16 protein-coding genes are annotated in these 20604 nt (G+C 59.3%); all 16 read right to left on the bottom strand.

Annotated features, from left to right (window positions below; translation table 11 throughout):
- Positions 1-89: 89 nt before the first annotated feature.
- Complete coding sequence (gap, locus tag C7438_RS05650) at positions 90-1148, bottom strand: type I glyceraldehyde-3-phosphate dehydrogenase (protein WP_121444391.1); 1059 nt, start codon at positions 1146-1148, stop codon at positions 90-92.
- A gap of 183 nt (positions 1149-1331) precedes the next feature.
- Entirely contained in the window at positions 1332-1946 is a 615-nt protein-coding gene (locus C7438_RS05655; protein ID WP_121444392.1) for a lytic transglycosylase domain-containing protein, read from the bottom strand.
- Positions 1947-2014: 68 nt separating this feature from the next.
- Positions 2015-2623: a dephospho-CoA kinase gene (gene coaE, locus C7438_RS05660; RefSeq protein WP_211322096.1), complete on the bottom strand. Its 609-nt coding sequence runs from the start codon at positions 2621-2623 to the stop codon at positions 2015-2017.
- Positions 2624-2627: 4 nt separating this feature from the next.
- Positions 2628-3515, bottom strand: a complete 888-nt coding sequence (gene mutM / locus C7438_RS05665) for a DNA-formamidopyrimidine glycosylase (RefSeq protein ID WP_121444393.1) — start codon at positions 3513-3515, stop codon at positions 2628-2630.
- Positions 3516-3552: 37 nt separating this feature from the next.
- A complete protein-coding gene (gene polA, locus C7438_RS05670) occupies positions 3553-6444 on the bottom strand; it encodes a DNA polymerase I (protein ID WP_121444394.1) in 2892 nt (963 codons plus the stop codon).
- A 67-nt stretch (positions 6445-6511) separates the two neighbouring features.
- Positions 6512-7168 (bottom strand): phosphate signaling complex protein PhoU, encoded by a 657-nt coding sequence (gene phoU / locus C7438_RS05675; RefSeq protein WP_121444395.1) that lies wholly within the window; start codon positions 7166-7168, stop codon positions 6512-6514.
- A 172-nt stretch (positions 7169-7340) separates the two neighbouring features.
- Positions 7341-8840 (bottom strand): two-component system histidine kinase PnpS, encoded by a 1500-nt coding sequence (gene pnpS, locus C7438_RS05680; protein WP_121444396.1) that lies wholly within the window; start codon positions 8838-8840, stop codon positions 7341-7343.
- Between the two features lie 6 nt (positions 8841-8846).
- Positions 8847-9575 carry a response regulator transcription factor gene (locus tag C7438_RS05685; protein WP_245956524.1) on the bottom strand — a complete coding sequence of 243 codons (729 nt, stop codon included), beginning with the start codon at positions 9573-9575 and terminating at the stop codon, positions 8847-8849.
- 237 nt (positions 9576-9812) lie between these two features.
- On the bottom strand, positions 9813-10718 hold the full coding sequence (locus C7438_RS09040; protein WP_147402000.1) for an RAMP superfamily CRISPR-associated protein: 906 nt from the start codon (positions 10716-10718) through the stop codon (positions 9813-9815).
- A complete protein-coding gene (locus C7438_RS05690) occupies positions 10715-11113 on the bottom strand; it encodes a hypothetical protein (RefSeq protein ID WP_121444398.1) in 399 nt (132 codons plus the stop codon). The genes C7438_RS09040 and C7438_RS05690 overlap by 4 nt, the downstream gene beginning before the upstream one ends.
- Entirely contained in the window at positions 11110-12270 is a 1161-nt protein-coding gene (locus C7438_RS05695) for an RAMP superfamily CRISPR-associated protein (protein ID WP_121444399.1), read from the bottom strand. Before C7438_RS05695 ends, C7438_RS05690 begins: the two co-directional genes overlap by 4 nt.
- A gap of 14 nt (positions 12271-12284) precedes the next feature.
- Positions 12285-15512 carry a CRISPR-associated protein Csx11 gene (locus C7438_RS05700; RefSeq protein WP_121444400.1) on the bottom strand — a complete coding sequence of 1076 codons (3228 nt, stop codon included), beginning with the start codon at positions 15510-15512 and terminating at the stop codon, positions 12285-12287.
- The gene (locus tag C7438_RS05705) at positions 15509-16477 is read right to left on the bottom strand and encodes an RAMP superfamily CRISPR-associated protein (RefSeq protein ID WP_121444401.1); all 969 of its coding nucleotides are present in this window, start codon (positions 16475-16477) and stop codon (positions 15509-15511) included. Before C7438_RS05705 ends, C7438_RS05700 begins: the two co-directional genes overlap by 4 nt.
- Positions 16478-16492: 15 nt before the next feature.
- Positions 16493-17707 (bottom strand): type III-B CRISPR module RAMP protein Cmr1, encoded by a 1215-nt coding sequence (gene cmr1, locus C7438_RS05710; protein WP_121444402.1) that lies wholly within the window; start codon positions 17705-17707, stop codon positions 16493-16495.
- Positions 17708-18038: 331 nt separating this feature from the next.
- Complete coding sequence (gene icd, locus C7438_RS05715) at positions 18039-19355, bottom strand: isocitrate dehydrogenase (NADP(+)) (protein WP_121444403.1); 1317 nt, start codon at positions 19353-19355, stop codon at positions 18039-18041.
- A 34-nt stretch (positions 19356-19389) separates the two neighbouring features.
- Positions 19390-20532: a citrate/2-methylcitrate synthase gene (locus C7438_RS05720; protein ID WP_121444404.1), complete on the bottom strand. Its 1143-nt coding sequence runs from the start codon at positions 20530-20532 to the stop codon at positions 19390-19392.
- Between the last annotated feature and the right edge of the window lie 72 nt (positions 20533-20604).

The following is a 20604-nucleotide window of genomic DNA, read 5'->3' on the forward strand; positions in this document are numbered from 1 at the left end:
CGCCGGCCGCTTTACGGGAAACTCGGATTCGGGTGCGCACGTACGGTGGGCAGGTTCCAAAGGAGAAGTATCGATCGGTTCCGCGAAGCTCACACTCCAGCCTGTTCCGGAAGGCTGACGCTTCCACCCGAACGCGCGTACTCGGCGTCCCGAGCCGCGATGTACGAGACGAGGTCGACGACGCGCGCCGAGTACCCCCACTCGTTGTCGTACCAGGACATCACCTTGGCGGTACGCCCGAAGGCGAGCGTGGACAAGCCGTCTACGATGCTCGAACGCTCCTCTCCGTTGAAGTCCGAAGAGACGAGCGGCTCTTCCGTGTAGCCCAAAATCCCGCGAAGCGGCCCTTCCTCGGCCGCCGCACGCAACGCCGCGTTTACCTCTTCTTTTGTCACCTCGCGCTTTAGGACGACGAAGAGGTCGATGAGGGACACGTTGGGCACGGGAACGCGCACCGCAATCCCCGTGAGCTTGCCGTCGAGTTCGGGAATGACCTTACCGATCGCCTTTGCCGCACCCGTCGTCGTGGGAACCATGGCCAAGGCCGCACCCCGCGCCCGCCTAAGGTCCTTGGGGTGGGGGTTGTCGAGCAGCCTCTGGTCGGACGTGTACGCGTGCACGGTGGTCATGATCCCCTGTTCGATGCCGAAGACCTCGTGGAGGACCTTGGCTACCGGCGCCAAACCGTTCGTCGTGCACGACGCGTTGGAGATGATGCGATGCTTTTCCGGATCGTAGGTCTCGTGGTTCACCCCGATCACGAGGGTCGCATCTTCACCCTTTGCCGGAGCCGTGATCACCACGCGCTTTGCACCGGCCCGAAGGTGCTTTTCTGCGCCTTCCCGATCCGTAAACGCTCCCGTGGCCTCCACGACGATGTCGACGCCCAACTCCCCCCACGGGAGGCGCTCGGGATCGCGGTCGCCGAGCTTCCGGATCGAGCGCCCGGCCACGTGGAGGACGTCCCCTTCTACACGGATCTCCTCGGAAAAGCGCCCGTGTACGGTGTCGTACTTCACGAGGTGCGCTATCGTCTCCGGCGGATACGAGGCGTTTACCGCGACGACGTCGAGGTCCGTGTGCGTGAGCATCCGCCTGAGTACTAGCCGACCGATCCGTCCCATGCCGTTGATGGCAACCCGTACCATGACCCGACCTCCCGCACGATATTTGTCGGCAGAATGCCCGCTTCTATTCTACAACCGTATGTCACATTTCTCAAGCAGGATGCCCGTATCGGACTTGTGGGGGGAGAAGGAACCTTCTATGGTTTTCAAACATGAAGATTATATTTCCATTATTCCGACTATTGGGTGCGCGGAAAGGGGAGGTTACCTCTCCCCCTCCAAAGCCCCGCTCGCACTCTCCAAGACCGTAGGTCTACGGAAATCCGCGTTCGAAAATTGTCCCCACGTGGCGTACCCGCGGTAGAGGAACTTCACGCGGGCCACGAAATGCCGCGTCTCCCCTATGCGGGCCTTTTTCGCCTTCGTTGGGCGGTGAAGCTCATCCCAGCGGTCGACGCGCCCGGGGCCCGCATTGTAGGCCATGAGGGCGAGGTCGAGGTCCCCCTCATAGCGGTCGAGGAGGTAGCGCAAGTACAGCGCGCCGAACAAGAGGTTTGTCGCGGGGTTTTCGAGTTCGGTAGAAGTGGGGGCGGGAATCCCCTGCCGCGACGCGACGTCGCGCGCGGTTTCCTCCATGATCTGCATGAGGCCAATGGCCCCGCGTTCGGAGCGGCGCTCCGGGCGAAAGCGGCTTTCGGCGGCGGCGACGGCCGCGACAAGAGCTGGGTCCACCTGCGCCATTCGGGCAGCGCGGACGAGCTCTTCGCGGTAGGGCAAGGGGTAGACGAGATCGCGGCAGGTCGTCGTCCGGAGAGCGCCCGCGAGGAGGACCAAACCAATTCCCGAAAGGAAAAACGCCCACACCCCGCGAACGCGCACCCAATTTCCCCCCTCGAAATCGTACGAACTATCTATTCCCGAAGACGAAACGGTCCGCGCGCTTCGCCTCACGCGAAACGGCGGTGCAGGGCGGAAACGAAAGCGTCGACCTGGCGAACGAGATCTTCGTGCGTCCCTCCGTTTTCGAAAAAGACGTGGGCCCGCAAGATGCGTTCTTCGGGCGGAAGTTGCGCGCGAATCCTCGCGAGGGCTTCCTCCTCGCCCAAACCGTCGCGCTCCACGAGCCGCCGAAGCTGGACTTCTCGGGGAACCTCCACGGTGGCGATCCAATCGAACTCCGATTCCCAAGCGGCTTCGAAGAGGAGGGGGACGAGGACGACGGCGGCGCGAGGAGGGGATGGCGCGCTTGCGAGCGCTCCGAGCCATACGCGAATCCGGCGGCGGATCTCCGGATGGAGGAGTTCTTCAAGGGCGCGGCGTGCGGCGTCGTCGGAAAAGACGAGCGCCCCGAGGCGGCGGCGATCCAAGGTCCCGTCGGGGAGGAGGATGTCGGGGCCGAAGCGACTCACGACGGCTTCGAGGAGGGGTTCGCCGGGACGGACGACCTCCCGGGCGACGACGTCCGCGTCCAAGACGGGAAACCCGCGCTCCTCAAGGATCCGCCCCACGGTGCTCTTGCCCGCGGCAATTCCTCCCGTGAGGGCGACGCGCAGCACGAACTCACCCCCTTTCCGACGCACCGGGTGCGACCTCGGACGAAAGAGAAAGGGGCTGACAGACAGGACAGACGTGCGTGCCGCGACCGCCTACGCGCAGCTTGCGGACAGGTGTGCCGCACACGGGACAGGGAAGCCCCTCCCGACCGTAGACGCTCAGCCGGAGCTGAAATTTCCCCGCTTCCTCCAAGGCGTGGTAGGAACGGACCGAAGCTCCGCCGGCGGCGAGGCCGTCGGCGAGGACCTCCCGTACGGCGGCCCAGAGGCGGGCGACTTCGTCCGAAGAGAGGCTTCCGGCCGGCCGGAGCGGGTGAAGCCGGGCGCGAAAGAGGGCTTCGTCGGCGTAGATGTTTCCGAGGCCGGCGACGACATCCTGGGCGAGGAGGGCGGATTTGAGAGGCCTTCGCCCCGCGCGGGCGAGGCGCTCCGCCAGAATTTGGGGCGTGAATTCGGGAGCAAAGGGTTCCGGACCGAGCTTTTGGAGCGGCGGAAAGGAGGAAAGCTCGTCCTCCTCGAGGAGGTCGAATGTCCCGAACTTGCGGACGTCGTCGTACGCGAGGACGCGCCCGTCGGCGAAGAAGAAGGCGAGGTGGGTGTGCTTCTTCCACGGGTCTCGGGGGGAAGCTTCCCGATAGCGCCCCTCCATGCGCAGGTGCGAGACGAGGACGAGTTCGTGCCCACGCGCTTCGTCCGCCCAGCGAAAGAGGAGGTACTTCCCCCGACGGTCTACGCCTCTGAGCGTCCGGCCGACGAGGGCGGAGGCGAGATCCTCAGGCGTTTCGGGACGGCGAAGGAGGCGGGGGCAGCGGACTTTGAGGTCGACGAGGCGCGCCCCGCGAAAGCGCTCGTCCAAAATCCGGCGGATCGTCTCGACTTCCGGAAGCTCAGGCAACGGGGTCACCTCCTCCGTGTCCCGCGCGGGGCACGTCCTACGCCTTGGCTTCGTACCAATTCGCCCCCGTGTGGATGTCTACCTTGAGGGGGACGGCGAGATCTGCGGCCCCCTCCATAGCATCGCGTACGAGCTCGACGAGGCGGGGCTCTTCCTCCGCAGGGAATTCGAAGACGAGCTCGTCGTGTACCTGGAGGAGCAGGCGGGCGCGCAGCCCCTCGGCCGCAAGCCGTTCGTCCACGCGGAGCATCGCGCGCTTGATGATGTCCGCCGCAGTACCTTGGATCGGGGTGTTCATCGCCGTCCGTTCCGCAAAGCTTCGCCGCGCGAAGTTCCGATCGCGGATTTCCGGCAGGTAGCGCCTGCGCCCGAAGAGCGTCGTCACGTACCCGTCGCGGCGCGCCCGCTCGACGGCCTCGTCCAGATACCGCTTCACCCCGGGATAGGCGGCAAAGTACCGCTCGATGAACGCCGCCGCCTCTTTGCGGGGGATGCCCAGCTGCTGCGAGAGGCCGTAATCGCTGATGCCGTAGATGATGCCGAAGTTCACCGTCTTCGCCGCCCGGCGCATCTCCGGCGTGACCTGATCTTCCGAGACGCCGAAGAGGTCCATGGCCGTACGTCGGTGGATGTCCTGGTCGTGGGTAAAGGCCTCGAGGAGTGCGGGGTCGCGGGAAAAGTGGGCGAGGACGCGGAGCTCGATCTGCGAGTAGTCCGCAGAGAGGATCCTCCATCCCGGCTCCGACGGGACGAAGGCGAGGCGCAACCGCCGGCCTTCTTCGAGGCGAATGGGGATGTTCTGCAGGTTGGGCTCGTTGGAGGACAGGCGTCCCGTCGCGGTCTGGGCCTGGTTGAAGGTCGTGTGTACCTTCCCGTCGGGGCCGATTTCCGCAAGGAGGCCGTCCACGTACGTACTCTGGAGCTTCATGAGCATGCGGTAGTCGAGGAGCTTGGGGACCACCTCGTGGGCGCCCGCGAGCTTCTCCAAAGTCTCCGCGTCGGTGGAGTACCCCGTCTTCGTCTTCTTCACGGGGGGAAGTCCGAGCTTGTGGAAGAGGACGTCGGCGAGCTGCTTGGGAGAATTCAGGTTAAAGCGCACCCCGGCGAGGGCGTAGATCTCCTCCTCGAGCTCGGCAAGGCGCCTACCGAACTCCTCCTTCAGGCGGAGGAGGACGTCGCGGTCCACGCGCACCCCCACGTGCTCCATGCGGGCGAGGACCGCGGAAAGCGGAACTTCGAGGTCGCGGTAGAGGGCGTAGAGCCCCTTTTCCTCGAGTTCGGAGCGCAGGTGCGCCGTGGCGCGGTAAAGGCCGTAGGCAAGCGCTCCGAGGAAGTGGCCCTCGTCCGTCCAGGGAGGGCGGCGAAACTTCGCCCCCTTGCCGTAAAACTCCTCGTCCGCGGGGACGTCCACCCCGCCGAAGGCCGAGGCGGCGAGCTGAGGGGGGTACGCGTCGCGCGTCGGGTCGAGGAGGTACATGGCGAGGAGGTGGTCGTCGAGCGAGCCGCGAAGGACGTCTTCCCAGGCGCCCAAGGCGAAGCGGTGCGCCCCCTTGAGGTCGTAGGTCACCTTGGAGACGGCGGGATCGACGAGGAAGGCGCGAAATTCTGGAGCTTCGGCCAGCCGCGGGAGGAATTCGGGGGAAACCGCCCACGCTCCGCGCTCGTCGGCATAGGCGAAGGCGTACGGACGCCTCTTCCCCCCCGCCGGGGGATCCCAGGCGAGGAAGAACGCCCCGCCCGGCCGAAGGGCCGCGAGAAAGTCGCGTATCCCGGAATCGCCCACCCGCGTGACGGGTACCTCGCGCCAGGATACGAGGCGTTCCCAAGGCACAGCCCCGAGGATAGGGTCGGCGTAGGGAACCGCCGCTTCGGCGACCGAACCCCCGTCGGCAGGCTCCTCTTCGCCCGCTTCCCCTACGGCACTGGATCCTTCGTCCGCCTCGGGCGACGCCAAGGTCTCCCACAGTTCACCCTGAACGACTTCGCCGGCGCCGGAAGGGGCGCCTTCCGCCGAAGGCGCAATGTCGCCGCGAACGACTCTCCCCTCTTCGCTTCTCCCGGCAACGCGCGCGAGGTCCGGAAGGCGCTGCAGGAGGGATTGAAAGGCGTACTCCCGGAGGAAGGACCTCACGGCGGAGGGGGAAAACCCCGGATAGCGGAGGTCTTCGAGGTTCAGATTCAGCTCGAGGTCGCGGCGGATCGTCGCAAGGCTGCGGCTCATAAAGGCCTGCTCCCGATGGGCCGCGAGCTTCTCGCGCAACTTAGGGGAAATCTCGTCGAGGTGCGCGTAGAGCCCCTCGAGCGTTGTATACGCGGCGAGGAGCTTGCGCGCCGTCTTATCGCCAATGCCCGGGACGCCGGGGATGTTGTCCGAGGCGTCACCCGCAAGCCCTTTGTAATCCGGTAAGGACGACGGAGGAAACCCGTACTCCTCGCGAAAGCGCCCCTCGTCGTACCACTCGATTTCCGTTACGCCTTTCCGCGTAAGCCCCACGCGCACCGAAGGTTCGAGAAGCTGCAGGAGGTCGCGGTCAGACGAGAGGATGTCCACGTCCAGAGAACGGGTGCGCGCCTCCTTCGCCAAGGTCCCGATCAGGTCGTCCGCCTCGAAGCCGGGAAGCTCGAGCCAACGGATCCCGAAGGCGTCCAAAAGCTCGCGCACGGTGAAAAGCTGCTCCTTGAACTCTTCCGGCGCCCGCTCGCGCGTGGCCTTGTACGCCTCGTACGCTTCCTGGCGGAAGACGGGTACGCCCGCGTCGAAGGCGACGGCGAAAAAGTCGGGCTTTCCCCGTTCGAGGAGGTGGAAGAGCATGAGGGAGAACCCGTAGGGAACGTGGGTGTAGCGTCCCTTTCGGTCCGTGAGAGGCGGTAAAGCGTAAAAGGCGCGAAAGGCAATGCTGTTTCCGTCGATGAGGACGAGCTTGGCCATCTTCGCCCCCGCTTTCCCCGAAATCCCGATCGCACGACGTTGCCGGCCGAAATGGGGCCGGTCGCCTTTACGGGTTGAGCTCGCGAAATTCTCCCGTCTCGAGGTAAGCAATCCACTCGCAGATGTTCGTCACGTAGTCACCTACGCGCTCGAGAGACCGGGAGATGAAGAGGAGTTGGGCGCACGTGTCCAACGAGGCGTTTTCCTCGGACATCCGCTGCACGAGTTCGGAAAGCACCTGTTTGTGTAAGGCGTCGAGACGGTCGTCTCGGGCGGCAATTTCCAAGGCGCGGTTTGCGTCGCGCTCCACGTACGCCTCGATGCTTCCCTGGACCATCTCTTCCGCGATGGTGCCCATCTCCCGAAGCTCTCGCGGGACGGGGCGGACAAAGGGTGCCTCGTGCATGCGCCGGTACGCCTTGGCGATGCTCGCAGCGTGATCTCCGATCCTCTCGAGGTTGTCAGCAATCTTGAGGATTGTGATCACGCGCCGGAGGTCACGCCCTACGGGCTGCTGCAGGGCGATCGTCTCGATGGACTCTCCTTCGATCTCGAGCATGAGCCGGTTGATCTTGTGGTCGGAGGAGATCACGTCTTCGGCAAGCGCGAGGTCTCGCTCCTCTACGGCTTTGAGCGCCTTGTGAATCGCCTCGACGACGAGGCTCGCCATCTGGAGAAGGCGGCGGTTGAGCAGGTCGAGCTTTTCGTCAAAGGGCGTGCGCATCCGGCACCCTCCTTTCTTACCAAAAAATCGTCAAACGGAAACACCGCTCGGCCTGGCAGACACGCGGGATTAGGCTCTTCCGCCCTGCAGGCGGGATCGGCCGATCTTGGGAGTGCCGACCTTTGGAGCGGGCAGGCGGGATCGGCCCGCCCGAACGGACAGGTACGCGGGATCAGGAGGAGGGACGCGAATCGCCAGAGGAGGGTGCACCGTGCTCCCGGGCTTCGCCGCTCGGCACTTCCTCGTCGGAAATCCCGCCGCGGGGAAGGGCGACGGTGAAGACCGTTCCCTGGCCCTCTTCGCTCACGACGGAGATCACTCCCCGGTGTGCCTCGACGAGGTGCTTCACGATCGCAAGGCCGAGCCCCGTCCCACCCGATTCGCGGGAACGGGCTTTGTCGACGCGGTAAAAGCGTTCGAAAATCCGCCCGAGGTCCCGCGCCGGTATGCCTATCCCCGAGTCCTCTACCGCGAAGTAGGAGAAGCGGTCGTCTTCCCACGCCTCTGCGGCTACGTATCCGCGTTCTCGGTTATACTGTACCGCATTTGCCATGAGGTTGAGAACGATCTGCCTGAGCCGGTCGGGGTCAGCCTCCACGACGAAGCCCTCGGGAATTCGGTTCTCGAAGCGAAGCCCCTTCTGTACGAATCGGGATTCGAGCTGCACGTACGCGTCGTGAAACACCTCGACCAGACGCACGCGGGCGAGGGACAGCCTGGGCATCCGCTCGATCCGCGAGAGGTCGAGGATGTCGGAAATGAGGCGTTCCAGGCGTTCGCTCTCCCGGAGGATGATCTCGAGGAACGGACGCGCGACCTGCGGGTCGCCCAAAGCTCCGTCGAGGAGCGTTTCCGCAAAGCCGCGGATCGCCGTAACGGGGGTCTTGAGCTCGTGGGATACGTTTTGCACGAACTCGCTCCGCACGCGCTCTAAGCGCCGAACTTCGGTCACGTCCGTAGCGGCGAGAAGGACGCCGCTTCGCGTGCCCTCCCCCTCCGCACCGAGGGGGACGACGTGGGCGCGGACGATGCGTTCTTCCGGGTAGTACACGTGAAATTCTCGCTCGTTCTCGCGTCCCGTTCGGTAGACCCCCTCCACCAGCTCCACGAGGTCGAAGTTTCGCAGGACTTCCCCGTACGGCCTACCGAGGAGGTCCTCCAACGGGCGAGCTACGAGGGGGACGGCGGCACGGTTGGCAAAGCGGAGGTTCCCCCGGTCGTCGAAGAGGAAGACCGCCGTGCGCATCTCGTGAAGGATCTCGCGCAGGCGACGTTCCTCGCGCCGAAGCTCGCGCACGTGTTCCCGTAGGTGTCCAAGTTCGGCGGCAAGGGGTGCGAGGACAGGATCGAGCCGAAGGAGGAGATCCGAAAGCGGCTCCCCCTTCCGCCCTTCGGGTCCTTCTCCACCGTCGCAGAGATCGGCAGACGCCCGAGGGAAAAGGCGGCGAAGTGCCCGGACGTCTGCGGAAATCCCGGAAATCCTGCGGGCAAAGAGGAGGACCGAACCGAAAATCCCAAACCCGATCCCCAAAAGCAGACCCTCCAAGAAAGAAGGCCACGCAAAAGAGGCGGGAGAACCCTGCAGGTACAGGTTCAGGAAGAGGGCCTCGGACATAAAAAAAAGGGCCACACCCGTGCCCACGGCGAGTACGTCCTTCGCCATCTTCGCCATCGCGGCCTACTCCCCGTCCGTGCCCGCCCGCTCCTCTGCCGCGGGGGGCGCTTCGAACTTGTAGCCGATCCCGCGCACCGTGTGGATGTACTTGGGGTTTCGGGGGTTGTCCTCGATCTTTTCCCGCAAATGGCTCACGTGGACGTCGACGATGCGCGAATCCCCTACGTATTCGAAGTTCCAAATTTCGGTGACGAGCTGTTCCCGGGTGAGCGCCCGCCCCCGATTGCGCACGAGGTAGGCGAGGAGTTCGTACTCCTTCGGGGTGAGGTCTACAGGCTTCCCGAAACGGGTGACCTCGTAGCGCTCGAGGTCGACGACGAGGTCGCCGAAATCGTAGCGCTCTCCCCCGTTGTCCCGCATCTCCTCCCGCTCCGCCCGGCGGAAAACCGCTTTAATCCGTGCGAGAACCTCCCGAACGCTGAAGGGCTTCGTGATGTAGTCGTCCGCCCCGAGTTCGAGGCCGAGCACGCGGTCCAGCTCTTCGCCCTTTGCCGTGAGGAGGAGCACGGGTAGCCGCGCGTCGCGCGCGCGGATCCGGCGAAGCACTTCGAAACCGTCGAGCCCCGGAAGCATGACGTCGAGGAGGAGGAGGTCCGGACGTTCGCGCTCTACGATCTTGATCGCCTCCCGACCTTCTCCTCCCGTGAGCACCCGGTAGCCTTCCCGTTCCAGGTTGAACTTGAGGAGCGTCACGATGGACGGTTCGTCGTCGACGACGAGGATCTTCCGCACCGTCCTCCCCCGCCCTTTCCGTTCCCCTCCCGATCTTTCGGGGCCTCCGCGAGGCTTCGCTCCATAAGGCCCTCCCTGTCTCATTCTACCCGAAGCGGCGGTAAAAGGCGAAGCCCCGGAAGCAAAGGACCGCTTAACCCGGGTTAGTGCTCCCCCTGTGCCGATCCCGACAACGCGCATCCTCTAGGTTGAAACCAAATTTTAAAAATCTCGCAGGAGCTCATGGGCTTGGCAAGTTCATGAGAGTTTTTTCCACAACCCATCTTTCTCAATAGACCATTTCGGTTCGTCTTTACTTTCGTTTCTTTCTTTATAAAACCGAGAACCTGGTACCCATACGAGATCATTTTTTTTGAGCTCTCCGTTATCCCAGCCCACTAACATCTCCCATGCTCCGTACATCTTCGAGGTTGCGGTTGCGATTGATGCGTGAGCCAAAACGCTGTCGCTTCGAACCTCTGGGTTGTTTTTTTGCAAATCTACTGGAATACCGAAAAAAATACCATCTTTAATTTCCTCAAAATACTCCCGTCGAACTCGTCCCAATCCATAGCGGGTGTCCCCACCGATAAACAGCTCTTTGGTTTTGGTTTCTAACTCTCTTTTAAGAGTGTCGTGGTCATCATCATTGAAAATGAAAATATAACCTGAAAATAATACCGGGAGAAAATCGCCATGTTTTTCCCCCCAGAACGACCATTGATTTACTACCTCGTTTTCGCGAAGAGTGCCCTCGCTTACAGTATCGGAATTGGGATCTATGGCCGTACCCATCCGTGTGGTAAGGAGCCAACGTCGAAATTCCCTATCTTTTACTTCCCGACTCCGATCTTCCCGTCGCCACAGCAATCCTTTCCCAAATTCATAGATTGGGATCCAAGCGATCCAGTCTTGATCCACAGGTTGGGCCGGAAATAGATAGCTTAAACGAGTTTTTTCGCGAAGCTTATCACCCTCACCTTTATAATTAGGCGACCCACCTGAAGAACTTGCTTTCTTCCTGGCAAGTTCTGCGGTGAGGGCCCCCCAGAGCGTACGAGCCGGCACGTAGAGGCGCGTGCGATTGAGTTGTCCGGCCGGAGTCGTCCCGATGTATAGGGGCGCCTCCAATCGCCAGACCCAACGATACATCTTCCAACTCATGACCCGCGCCCCCCCTTGGCTTTGAGGAAATAACGGGCGTAAGAGAGTGCCGTACGCAGCAAGTCGCGGGCGAAGAGCAGGTCATCCAAATTTTGCGCTAACTTCTTCACAGCTTCCAGAATGTCTTCTTGAATGTCTTCTTGAATGTCTTCTTCTTTACCCAAACGGTCACCGAATATATTTTGGAAAAAAAACAGAGACTTATCAGAAATGGAATCTTTAGCTTCATTATACCGGGCTCTTACATATAGGAACATGGCATAGAGCCCTTGCTCCTCCAAGACGGCCAAAGCTTCGTTGAATAATTTTTCATTAACTTTTTCGATATCCGCCAATTCGCGTCCCAGCTTAGCGCATTGGATCTCCAGGTTGGTTATGCCTCGGTCCTCCCTCATGAACGATCTCCTCCTTGGCTTGGAGGTGACGTGCAATCGATAGAATCAATCGATTGGCCGCTATCAGGATCTCCTGAGTAAACCACCTTCACCCTTCCCATGCCCCTGGTGCCCATGCCACCGATGCCCAGGTACTCCATGTATGGATGAGCTTTTGCGGCGACTTGGCAGACCTTTTTGGGAGTGTCCATTTCCCCGCCACCGTCCATGGTCACTTGGATGTCCTGGCCTCTCACCTTGAAGTATTTTGGGTTTTTGCAAATAATCTCCCACACCAGAACTGTCCACCGAGGCAGGGCTTCGTAAGAAAACAGGGCCCCTTCCTCCGCCGCACCTGTTTCCGGGTTGATGGAGACCGATGTGCGAACTTCCAAGTTGCTATTGACGATGTGGGAAAAAAGACGATCGGGCACCAGGGCCAAATTGTTGGGGATGCAGGAGAAGATGTCGGGAATACCGGAAGTGTCGGGAGTGCCAGATGTGTCGAGAGTACCGGAGGTGTCGGAAGTATAACCCAGGCCCCACAAGTTTCGAAACCTCTTTTTTTTGATCTTACTAATTTGATCGCATTCTCGTACTGGCAGCAGTAGCCAACCTAGGTTTAACTTATAATAGGAACTTTTTTCCATGTATACTGCATTATCATCAACTCCTTGAACTTTCAGCCCGATCTGACGCAAAGCCATCGGGCTTGTCACCCACTTGGGACCCTCGCGGGTGGGAACGGGAAAGAGCAGGACATGGGCGTCGGTAAAGGCAGCCAACCCGGCAAAACCACCCTCCTGCCCCGCACCCGCAGCAAAACCAAAGACGGTGCAGACCGGACAGTTCGGATAGCGGCAGTGACCGTTCTTTTGATCAAGCCCCAATCCTGCACAGTCCGGAAAATAGGGTTTTTTTCGAGTTTTGGACTGTTGTTCGGACTGTTGTTCGGACTGTTGTCCTTGTTGTAGCTTTAATTGTCGGTCTTCCTCGTAATGCATCGCCACATAGGTCCGATATACTCCGGCCAAACTGGAGCCCGGGATCTTGGGAATACGGGTTACCGGATCGCGAACGATGGTGAGGTCCACACGGCCGATGTGGGCGCCCCCAGCGCCCACGTGGATGGGATCGAGCGCGATGCCAACTTGAAGGAACTTTTGGTAACTAGTCATGGCTGCTCCTCCTTTTATAGTCTTTCTTTCAATACAGCGATGTGCCAATCCAGCGTCCATCGTAGGATACCTTGCACAGCGGCTTCGGTGAGCGCCTCCAATTCTGTGCCATGCACCTCCAGATGGTGAGCCAGAAAGGCTTTTAAGGTTTCTCGCCAGAGATCGGGCGAGGCTGCCAGTTTCTTTTCTGGGGGCGCCTTCCACTCTTCTTCCAGACGTGCCAACTCACTACGCAGGCTCTGCAATGCCGTCTGGCTGGGCGCCACCCGCTGCAAGAGCGCCCATATTTGACGCATTTGCGTCCAATCCTCAAGGTATCGCGGGGGCGTTATGTTAAAGCGCGCGGCGGTGCTATCCATGAAGAGCGTATTCACCCGTGCCGGGACTACCTGAATATCGTCTCCCGGCAGGAGATCGGCGACATGACGGTATACCTTACCGTACGGATGCTGGAAGTCGCGGGGAAAGCGCACCTGAGAATCCTTTACGGCTACGTACGGGTAGAACACGTCCTCCCGGCCGTCGGGCAGGACGACCGGCACGTCCCGAAGGACTTCGCGGTCGTCAACTCGGCGTCGGCGCATGCGCAAGGTCACTACACCTGCCATTTGTCTCGTTTCCACCACCATCCAGGTCTCTTCCCCGCTCGCCAGCCCGTCTTCCACATTGCGCACAGCCTCTACGATCGCCTGATAGGGAACCATTCGCGGGAAGGCGACCACGCCCACTCGAAGGGGAAGGCGGTCCCATACCCGGGCGAAGCGCTTCTGCCACTGGGCCACGGCCAGGTCCACACATTCGGAAGCCACCTCTAACGGCACCAGCACGCGGAAGCGCAAGGGGGAGAGTTCCACGGGGATCACAGGATGATACACGCTCAGATGTGCGAAGGGTTGCCATGATCCCCGAACCTGTTTTACTGTCATCTCGCGGCGCCCTTCGGGCGCATCTTCGACTTCCAGGGATATCCTCACCCCCTGCAAGTCGGTCTGGGAGTCTTCCGGCCTAAGCCAGCGCGCCAGGTTGAAGGCCGTAACGAAACCACCGAGCTCCTTTACGTAGATCAGGCTGATCTGCCGCCCTTGCCAGCGGCCGTTGTAGAGGGTCAGATCACGCCACTCGTCATGGTTATCCGGGACCAGCAGCAGCCGCCGCACCCGCCAGGGGTTGTCGCTGCGAGCGGCCAGCTGACGAAATTCCCTCAGAAGGTCGTGAAAAAACTCTTCTGATTCTCGCCAGAAACGGTAAACCCGACCTGGGGATGGAAGTTTGCGGAAGAGCTGGTGGGCAAGCCAGGAGATGCGCTTGTCGTCGTTCAACTCATCCCAGCTAGGCGCATCTGCGCGATCTTCAACGATTTGCTCGTAAAAGGTGCGCCACAGATGTTTCTCGTAGCTGTTATTATCATCATTTTTTCTTTGAAGATTCGATTTTCTAAAGTGTTTAAAACCATCGTGGAGGTTATTCAAAAAAATATCGTCGTCAACAAATTTCCAATTTCCGCTTTTATCTAGAATTTTTTCCTTAATTAAACCAACAATTTGGGAAAATAAAGTCTGCGGAGATATTGGATTACTAATTCGTTTGGATTCGCCTTCTTGAAATACAGGATTGAATCTCGCCCACTCCGGAATCGCCTGCGCTCGCAGGCTGTCTACGCGTTCGCCGTTCAGCCAATCTTCCAGATCCAGCGAAAAGGTAAGTAAGGCAAGGCGATCGTTGCTGTCGGCCACTTCTTCAAACCAGATAGTGTCATTTCCCAACTGTCCAAAAATCCAGTCGTCGCGACGGTGGTGACGACGTTCACGGCATACCTCACAGGGTTTACCCTTGTTGGTGCGGTCTCCGTTGAGGCGCACCTGGCAAACGGGGCAAACGTGGCCTTGTGCTTCCGTAGGAACTCGGTGACAAATGTCCCACGGTTTGTGAATCGGAACGGCCACAGTTTTTCGAGCTTCCCTCCACTCACGCACCATCGGCACCAAGGAACGCGTAGGGCTGCTGAGGCGCACATAGGGCGGTGTTTCCAGGTTAAGATCATAGGCAAACTTATCCACTTGTTCCCGTAGCAAGGTGTTCAAACTCTTAAGCCAGGGAGCAAAAATCCGGTCGTCGTATTTGAAACTCGAGTCATTTAGACGTTGTCGCTCCAGTTCTTCTTCGTCAAACCGCTCTCCTGGTAAAGAAAACACAGCTACGGTGTTATCCCGATAGAGCAGAGAACCAACTGCCAGGTCCACTTCTACCAGCGCAGCCACTTGGCGAAAAAAATCTTCAATGTCACTCTTAGCGCCCGTCCAATCGCCAATCTTCACTGCCCGGGCCTCGTAGTGCTCCGTACCGAGGGCTACGGTGAGCAGGCGCCAGCGAGTGTTGTTTTTGATAAATGCGTTTATGTATGCTTTTTTGTCACTATCCTTATTCGGTAATTTTAATGATAATTTTTGAGCGATTTTCTTGATATTATTCTCATCCAAGAAATTAAGTTTTATATCCGGATAGATCTGATAAAGCGTTTTCAAAAGCTCTCCAGCCACCGCACTCTTGAACAGCGCGGCAGCCACGTAAGACTGATCCCAGAGGGTGACGTCGTTGTCGGGTAAGCGGGTTTCGGCTAGGGTGGAGAGGAAAGCACGGCGGATGAAAGAACCCTCACCAATAGCGCTATTTCGCCATTTCAGCCAGTCGTCGTCTGAGCCCTTGTCGGTGACCAGTTTTTGGAGTTCCTCCAACACCCGGCGGATTTCCCTCACCAGTTGTTCCCATCCCTGGGGGGAAAGGATTTCCGGCGGGTCGGCTAAGAGGTTGCGCTTGGGATGCCCCCAAGGAGAGGAAAGCCACATGTGGGGGATTGTCTGGCGGAGATAATTTGACGTCTGTGTAGGCAGGTTCTTTTCAACACCAGAGGTAATACCGTGTGCGGCTTGAAGAAGGCCCAGAAGCCCTGGGCTAGCCTTTGTATGTTTTTCGGTAAAATCGGCGAAGGATCGAGGCCAAGCGTCTTCGGGAATAATGTGACTACACCGCTGCCGTACCCATCCCAGGAGTTTATCCCAAGTAAAAGAGGTATTTTCCTGTTCATGCCACTTTTTGTAATCATACTTGTTGTTTTCACCGCCGTGTTTACGCAGAAACTCCTCACGCGCCTTACCCGCCATATGGAACCAACCGATAGCTTCCATGGCCAGGAGCAGGGGACGGCAATTTCGCAGAATTTCCGCAGGAGAAAGGCTGTCCGTCATGGCGTACCTCCTACCGAAAGCCAAGTTTGCACTTTTTTCCAGAGGGCTCCACGATCGCTTTCCTTCACTTCTCCCCCATCCTTATGGAAAGCCCGCCATTCCGTGATCTTCGCCGTCCCCCAGCCCACGGTGCGTTTGGCGGAGATACCGTAAACAGTAAGTAGGTATTCAATGGCTTCCAATAGCTTGGGAAGCACCTCTTTGGGGTCGGCGCTGAACTTCGTAGAGTCGGCACTGAACTTCATCCCGGGCCAGGGGGCGTAAAGCAGGGAAAGGGTACCTTTTCCTCCTTCCTCATTAGGCCGTATTTCGGGCACCACCTCGTAGTAGATAGGTTGGGTACCGGCGCGACGCTCCCGGCTGTGGGGGTTGATCACTTCGAAACCTATCTTGTTAAACCAAGTAGGATAAAACACTAGAGCTCCCTGACGAAAATTTTCTTTTTCTTCTTTTTCGTTGCCAAAGAGGTGCAAAATCCAGTCGGGGTCACGCCAGTTATCAAGTCGGTTGTTGTGCCGTTCCAGGTGCTCTCGCAATCCGTTCCGCATTCGACAAGCCCAACGCAACATGCCCTTCCAGGAGGAGGCCGCCATGAAGGGCACACCGAAGACCCGGTCTTTGCGCACCGGGTTGTCCAGCACGTGGAAGACCCGGTCATCTTTGGAATACCAAGGGGTAAGGAGTTCGAAGTCTACCTGGAGGCCGATCCAATTTAGGGAGGGTAGGTGTGAGAAATCGGGAACTACTCCCGAAAGGAAATCACATTTTTGGTTCTTCGTGTCTGATTTCCGCGCTTTATCTATATAATTTTTACGAGCCCTCTCCTTATCTCCACCTAGAAAGAATCTCAGCGAAACCTCATCTACAAATCCGCTTGCAAGACACTCGAAGGAAACCGATATTTCTTGAGTGTTGTTTATATTTTCAATTGTATCGGCAATAAACACAAAGTAGTCCCAAGTCATGTGTCTTCCTCCTTGTTAAGAGTGGTTGAATAGCTCACCCAAAATCTGATCGACTGTTAGAAAATCTATATCTGGGTTAAACTCGTCGCCCCAGGCATCTTTTAGCCGACTCTTCATATTTTCAGGATCAATTTTCTCTTTTGGATTCACAAAGCCGAAAGTTAGTGCCTTTCCGTTTGTGTTCTTAAAGCTAAACACTTTTTTGCTTTCAGGAAGCTGACCTCCTGTTGCTTTATATCCGGCGATCCATTTATCTGAATTTTCATCAGATGATTTTTCCTTTTCACTTGGACGCCCAATCACCATATTGAAAGTGCTTTCGTTGTTATTCAACCTCGCCAGATATTTCCCCTTTACGCACCAAAAGTACTTTAGGGAGGCCCAGGCAAAGGGTTTGTAGTCAAAGCCCTTTCGCCATTGTGAATCAATCACATATTTTTCTGCTTCTCCTCGACTGCAATTAATATCTTCAGGAGAATGTTCAAGTTTCACTAGTCCAAAATCTATATGGTGTCTTTTACCGGCCCACGATTTTATTTTTTCTGTCTCTCCGTTACTTTTCTTGACCTCAATTTCTATAGGATCGCCGTGTCGCTTTTCCTTAAGGATTCGCTCAATATCGTCGATACTACTAACCTGTTCTCCGTCAATCTTCAAGATGATATCATTTTTACGTAATTTGAGGCCTTTCCGGCTGTTTTTCACTATTACTTGGTTGTTATGTACACCTAAATCGTCTTTACCAAGGTCTTCAATCCCCCATTCCTTCGACGGCTTCAACACCGTCCTGCCCCCTACCGCACCACATTTCGAGATTAAATTTAGAGTGGCATTCAGCAGACACCACTCCTCTTCCCGAATGAAGCGCAAGGGGATGAAGCGGAGGATGAAGGTTTGCTTGGCTTTAATTTGATTCTGAATGACTCGGCCATTTTCATCCAGAACCATCAGTCGGAACTTGCGCGCCCATCCGGTGCAACCGAAAAGTTCACAAACGACACAGTGATGGTCGGCTTCATTAGGACGCTTTCCATGGTTTGGACAGCGAACCCTTCCGTCGGTAGGATCACATGCCTTCCCACCCAAACCTCGTACCAAAACTTCGAACCACCACCGGATGGACCCCATAAGTCCGGTGGGAATGAAGCGATTTCCCTTACCGTTCGCATCCCCGGTCCAAATGTCCGTCAAAGCCTTGAACTCCCATTCCTTCCATTCGCCAGCACCCATGGGAAGCCCCCTTCCCGGGAATCCGAAAAAGCTGTCCCTTTCGGAAGCGAAAAGGAACGCCCTCGAGCCCGGACTTTCCAGAGTATAGAAATTCTACGGCTTTCCCCGGTTTTCCTCCTCAGTTTTTTGTCGAAAGAGAGGCGACAAGGAAAAATCTCGGGAGTTTCGGGGAATCCCTTTGCGGCGTAACCGCTTTCTTTTGCGTACATCCCGACACTTTCATCGGGAGTCCCTTAGGATACTTAAAGGGCTTTCCCGGTGAACCGGGAAAGCCCTTGTAGTCAAGCTGAAATCGCTCTCAGAACGATAGAGCTTTTCCTCGGACTTACCCTCAAGCGCCTTCCATGTGGCGCACGAGGGCGTCGCCGAAGGCCTGGGTGCCGACGATCGTCGCATCGTCCATGTGGCGCCCGAGGTCTTGCGTCACGATGCGCGCCGCCAAAGTCTTCTCCACAGCCCGGAGGAGCACGTCGGCCGCCTCATGCCAACCGATGTAGCGGAGCATCATTTCGCCCGAGAGGATCACGGAGGTGGGGTTTACCACATCTTTCCCCGCGTACTTGGGGGCCGTTCCGTGCGTCGCCTCGAAGACCGCATGCCCCGTCTCGTAGTTGATGTTCGCCCCGGGCGCCATTCCGAGTCCGCCGGCAAGGGCCGCGGCGGCGTCGGAGAGGTAGTCGCCGTTAAGGTTCGTCGTGGCGAGGACGTCCATCTCTTCCGGCCGAAGGATGAGCTGCTGAAAGGCGTTGTCCGCGATGGCTTCTTTGACAATGAGACGCCCCGATGCCTTTGCCTCCGCCAAGAGCTCCTCGGCCGCCGCCTCCCCCTTCTCTGCCTTGACGCGCTCGTATTCGCGCCAGGTGAATACGCGGTCTCCAAACTCTTCCTCGGCTACCTCGTACCCCCAGCGGCGGAAACCGCCCTCCGTGAACTTCATGATGTTCCCCTTGTGGACGAGAGTCACGCTCTTCCGACCGTACTCTAGGGCGTAGCGAATCGCCGCCCGCACGAGGCGCTTGGATCGCCGTTCGGAGATGGGCTTAAGGCCGAAGGCCGTCGTTCCGGCGTCGAAACGGTCGGGGGCGACGCCCAGGCGTTCGCCGAGAAAGCGGCGAAGGGCTTCGGCCTCCGGAGTTCCCGCGGCCCACTCGAGTCCCGCGTACACGTCCTCCGTGTTTTCGCGGAAGATCACCGTGTTCACCCGTTCGGGGCGCACGAGGGGGGAGGGAACGCCAGGGAAGTAGCGCACGGGGCGGACGCAGGCGTAGAGGTCGAGGAGCTGCCTCAAGGCGACGTTTAGGGAGCGAAAACCCTCGCCGACGGGGGTGGTCAGGGGCCCTTTGATCGCCACGACGTGTTCGGCGATCGCCGTGAGGGTCTCTTCCGGAAGGTAGGTCCCCGTTTCGCGCAAGGCCTTTTCTCCTGCCAAAACCTCCTTCCACACGATCTTCCGGCGGTCGCCGTACGCCGTGCGCACGGCGGCATCCAAAACCTTGCGCGCGGCCCTCCAAATCTCGGGGCCGGTGCCGTCGCCCTCGAGGAAGGGGATCACGGGAAAGTCGGGGACCGAGAGGCGGCCGTCCCGCACGCGAATTGGTTCTCCCGCAGGGAGGAAAGAAGGGTGGGCGGAAGAGACGTCGGATGGCATAGGGCACGGCTGCCCGCAGACGCGGGCCAGCCGCTCACCTCCTTTCGTGGTCGCGCTGTTCGATGGGGACGTAGGGAACGGATACGGGACCGACGTACACCGCCCGCGGGCGGATGAGGCGGTTGTCCGCATACTGCTCGAAGAGGTGGGCCGTCCACCCCGCCGTGCGTGCCACGGCAAACATGAGGGGATACATCTCCTTGGGGATCCCCAAGCCGCGGTAGACGAGGGCGGCGTAGTAGTCCACGTTGGGTTTGAGCCCCTTGACTTCTTCCATGTACGCTTCGATGCGTTCCGCGAGCTCGAGCCAGACGATTTCTCCGCGCCGGGAAAGGACCTCGCGGGCGAGGGATCGAAGAAGGGGGGTACGCGGGTCGCCGCGTTTGTAGACGCGGTGGCCGAAACCCATGATCCGTTCCTTGCGCGCGAGCTTGTCCGCCACGTATCGCATCCAATCGCCTTCGGGGCCGATCTCTTCGAGCATCGTCATCACGCCCTCGTTGGCGCCCCCATGCAGAGGGCCCTTGAGGGCGCCGACGGCCGCGACGACCGCCGAGTACATGTCCGACAAGGTCGAAGCCACCGAGCGGGCGACGAAGGTAGAGGCGTTGAGTTCGTGGTCCGCGTGTAGAAGAAAGGTGCGGTCGAGGACGCGGACGTCCTCTTCGGGGGGTTCTTCTCCTCGAAAGGCGCGGAGAAACGCGCGCGCCAACTTTCCGTCGCCCGCGGCGGCTTCCACCGCCGTCTCCACTTCTTTTCCCGCCCGGTGACGCCCGACTGCCGCGGCAAATAGGGGCATGCGGGCTACGAGGCGCAGGGCGACGGTGCGCCGGGCCTCGGGCGTACGTTTTTCCGCGTCTTCGTCGAGAAGGGATGCCGCGTCCACGAGCGCCCGCAAGAGGGACATGGGCGGAGCCGTACGGGGAAGGCGCGCGAGGAACGTGTAAAGTTCTGCGGGGACGTGGGCTTCCCCCGCCAGGCGGTCGCGAAAGGCGGCGAGCTCTTCCGCCATAGGAAGTCGGCCTTCCCAAAGGAGGAAAATGACTTCTTCGTGTGTCGAGTGGGCGAAGAGGTCCTCGACGGCGATACCCCGGTAGAACAGACGCTCGTCGGTGATCTGGGTCACGCCGGACGTCGCCGCCACGACTCCGTCGAGCCCGCGGAGGACGTGCGCCACGCTGCCACCCCCCGGTCGAAACTTGTCCCCACCCGCACGGACCGGAAGGGACGACAGCTCCCTTCCCGCGCC

Origin of the sequence: Brockia lithotrophica (genome assembly GCF_003633725.1) — a bacterium.
GTDB classification, from domain to species: domain Bacteria; phylum Bacillota; class Bacilli; order Thermicanales; family DSM-22653; genus Brockia; species Brockia lithotrophica.

Bases quoted from the DNA above. Each gene is read 5' to 3' on its own strand.
- pnpS (WP_121444396.1), bottom strand. From the start codon at position 8,840: ATGGCGAAGATGGCGAAGGACGTACTCGCCGTGGGCACGGGTGTGGCC.
- cmr1 (WP_121444402.1), bottom strand. From the start codon at position 17,707: ATGGGTGCTGGCGAATGGAAGGAATGGGAGTTCAAGGCTTTGACGGAC.
- C7438_RS05690 (WP_121444398.1), bottom strand. From the start codon at position 11,113: ATGAGGGAGGACCGAGGCATAACCAACCTGGAGATCCAATGCGCTAAG.
- C7438_RS05700 (WP_121444400.1), bottom strand. From the start codon at position 15,512: ATGACGGACAGCCTTTCTCCTGCGGAAATTCTGCGAAATTGCCGTCCC.
- polA (WP_121444394.1), bottom strand. From the start codon at position 6,444: ATGGCCAAGCTCGTCCTCATCGACGGAAACAGCATTGCCTTTCGCGCC.
- icd (WP_121444403.1), bottom strand. From the start codon at position 19,355: ATGCCATCCGACGTCTCTTCCGCCCACCCTTCTTTCCTCCCTGCGGGA.
- phoU (WP_121444395.1), bottom strand. From the start codon at position 7,168: ATGCGCACGCCCTTTGACGAAAAGCTCGACCTGCTCAACCGCCGCCTT.
- C7438_RS05705 (WP_121444401.1), bottom strand. From the start codon at position 16,477: ATGACTTGGGACTACTTTGTGTTTATTGCCGATACAATTGAAAATATA.
- C7438_RS09040 (WP_147402000.1), bottom strand. From the start codon at position 10,718: ATGAGTTGGAAGATGTATCGTTGGGTCTGGCGATTGGAGGCGCCCCTA.
- C7438_RS05695 (WP_121444399.1), bottom strand. From the start codon at position 12,270: ATGACTAGTTACCAAAAGTTCCTTCAAGTTGGCATCGCGCTCGATCCC.
- gap (WP_121444391.1), bottom strand. From the start codon at position 1,148: ATGGTACGGGTTGCCATCAACGGCATGGGACGGATCGGTCGGCTAGTA.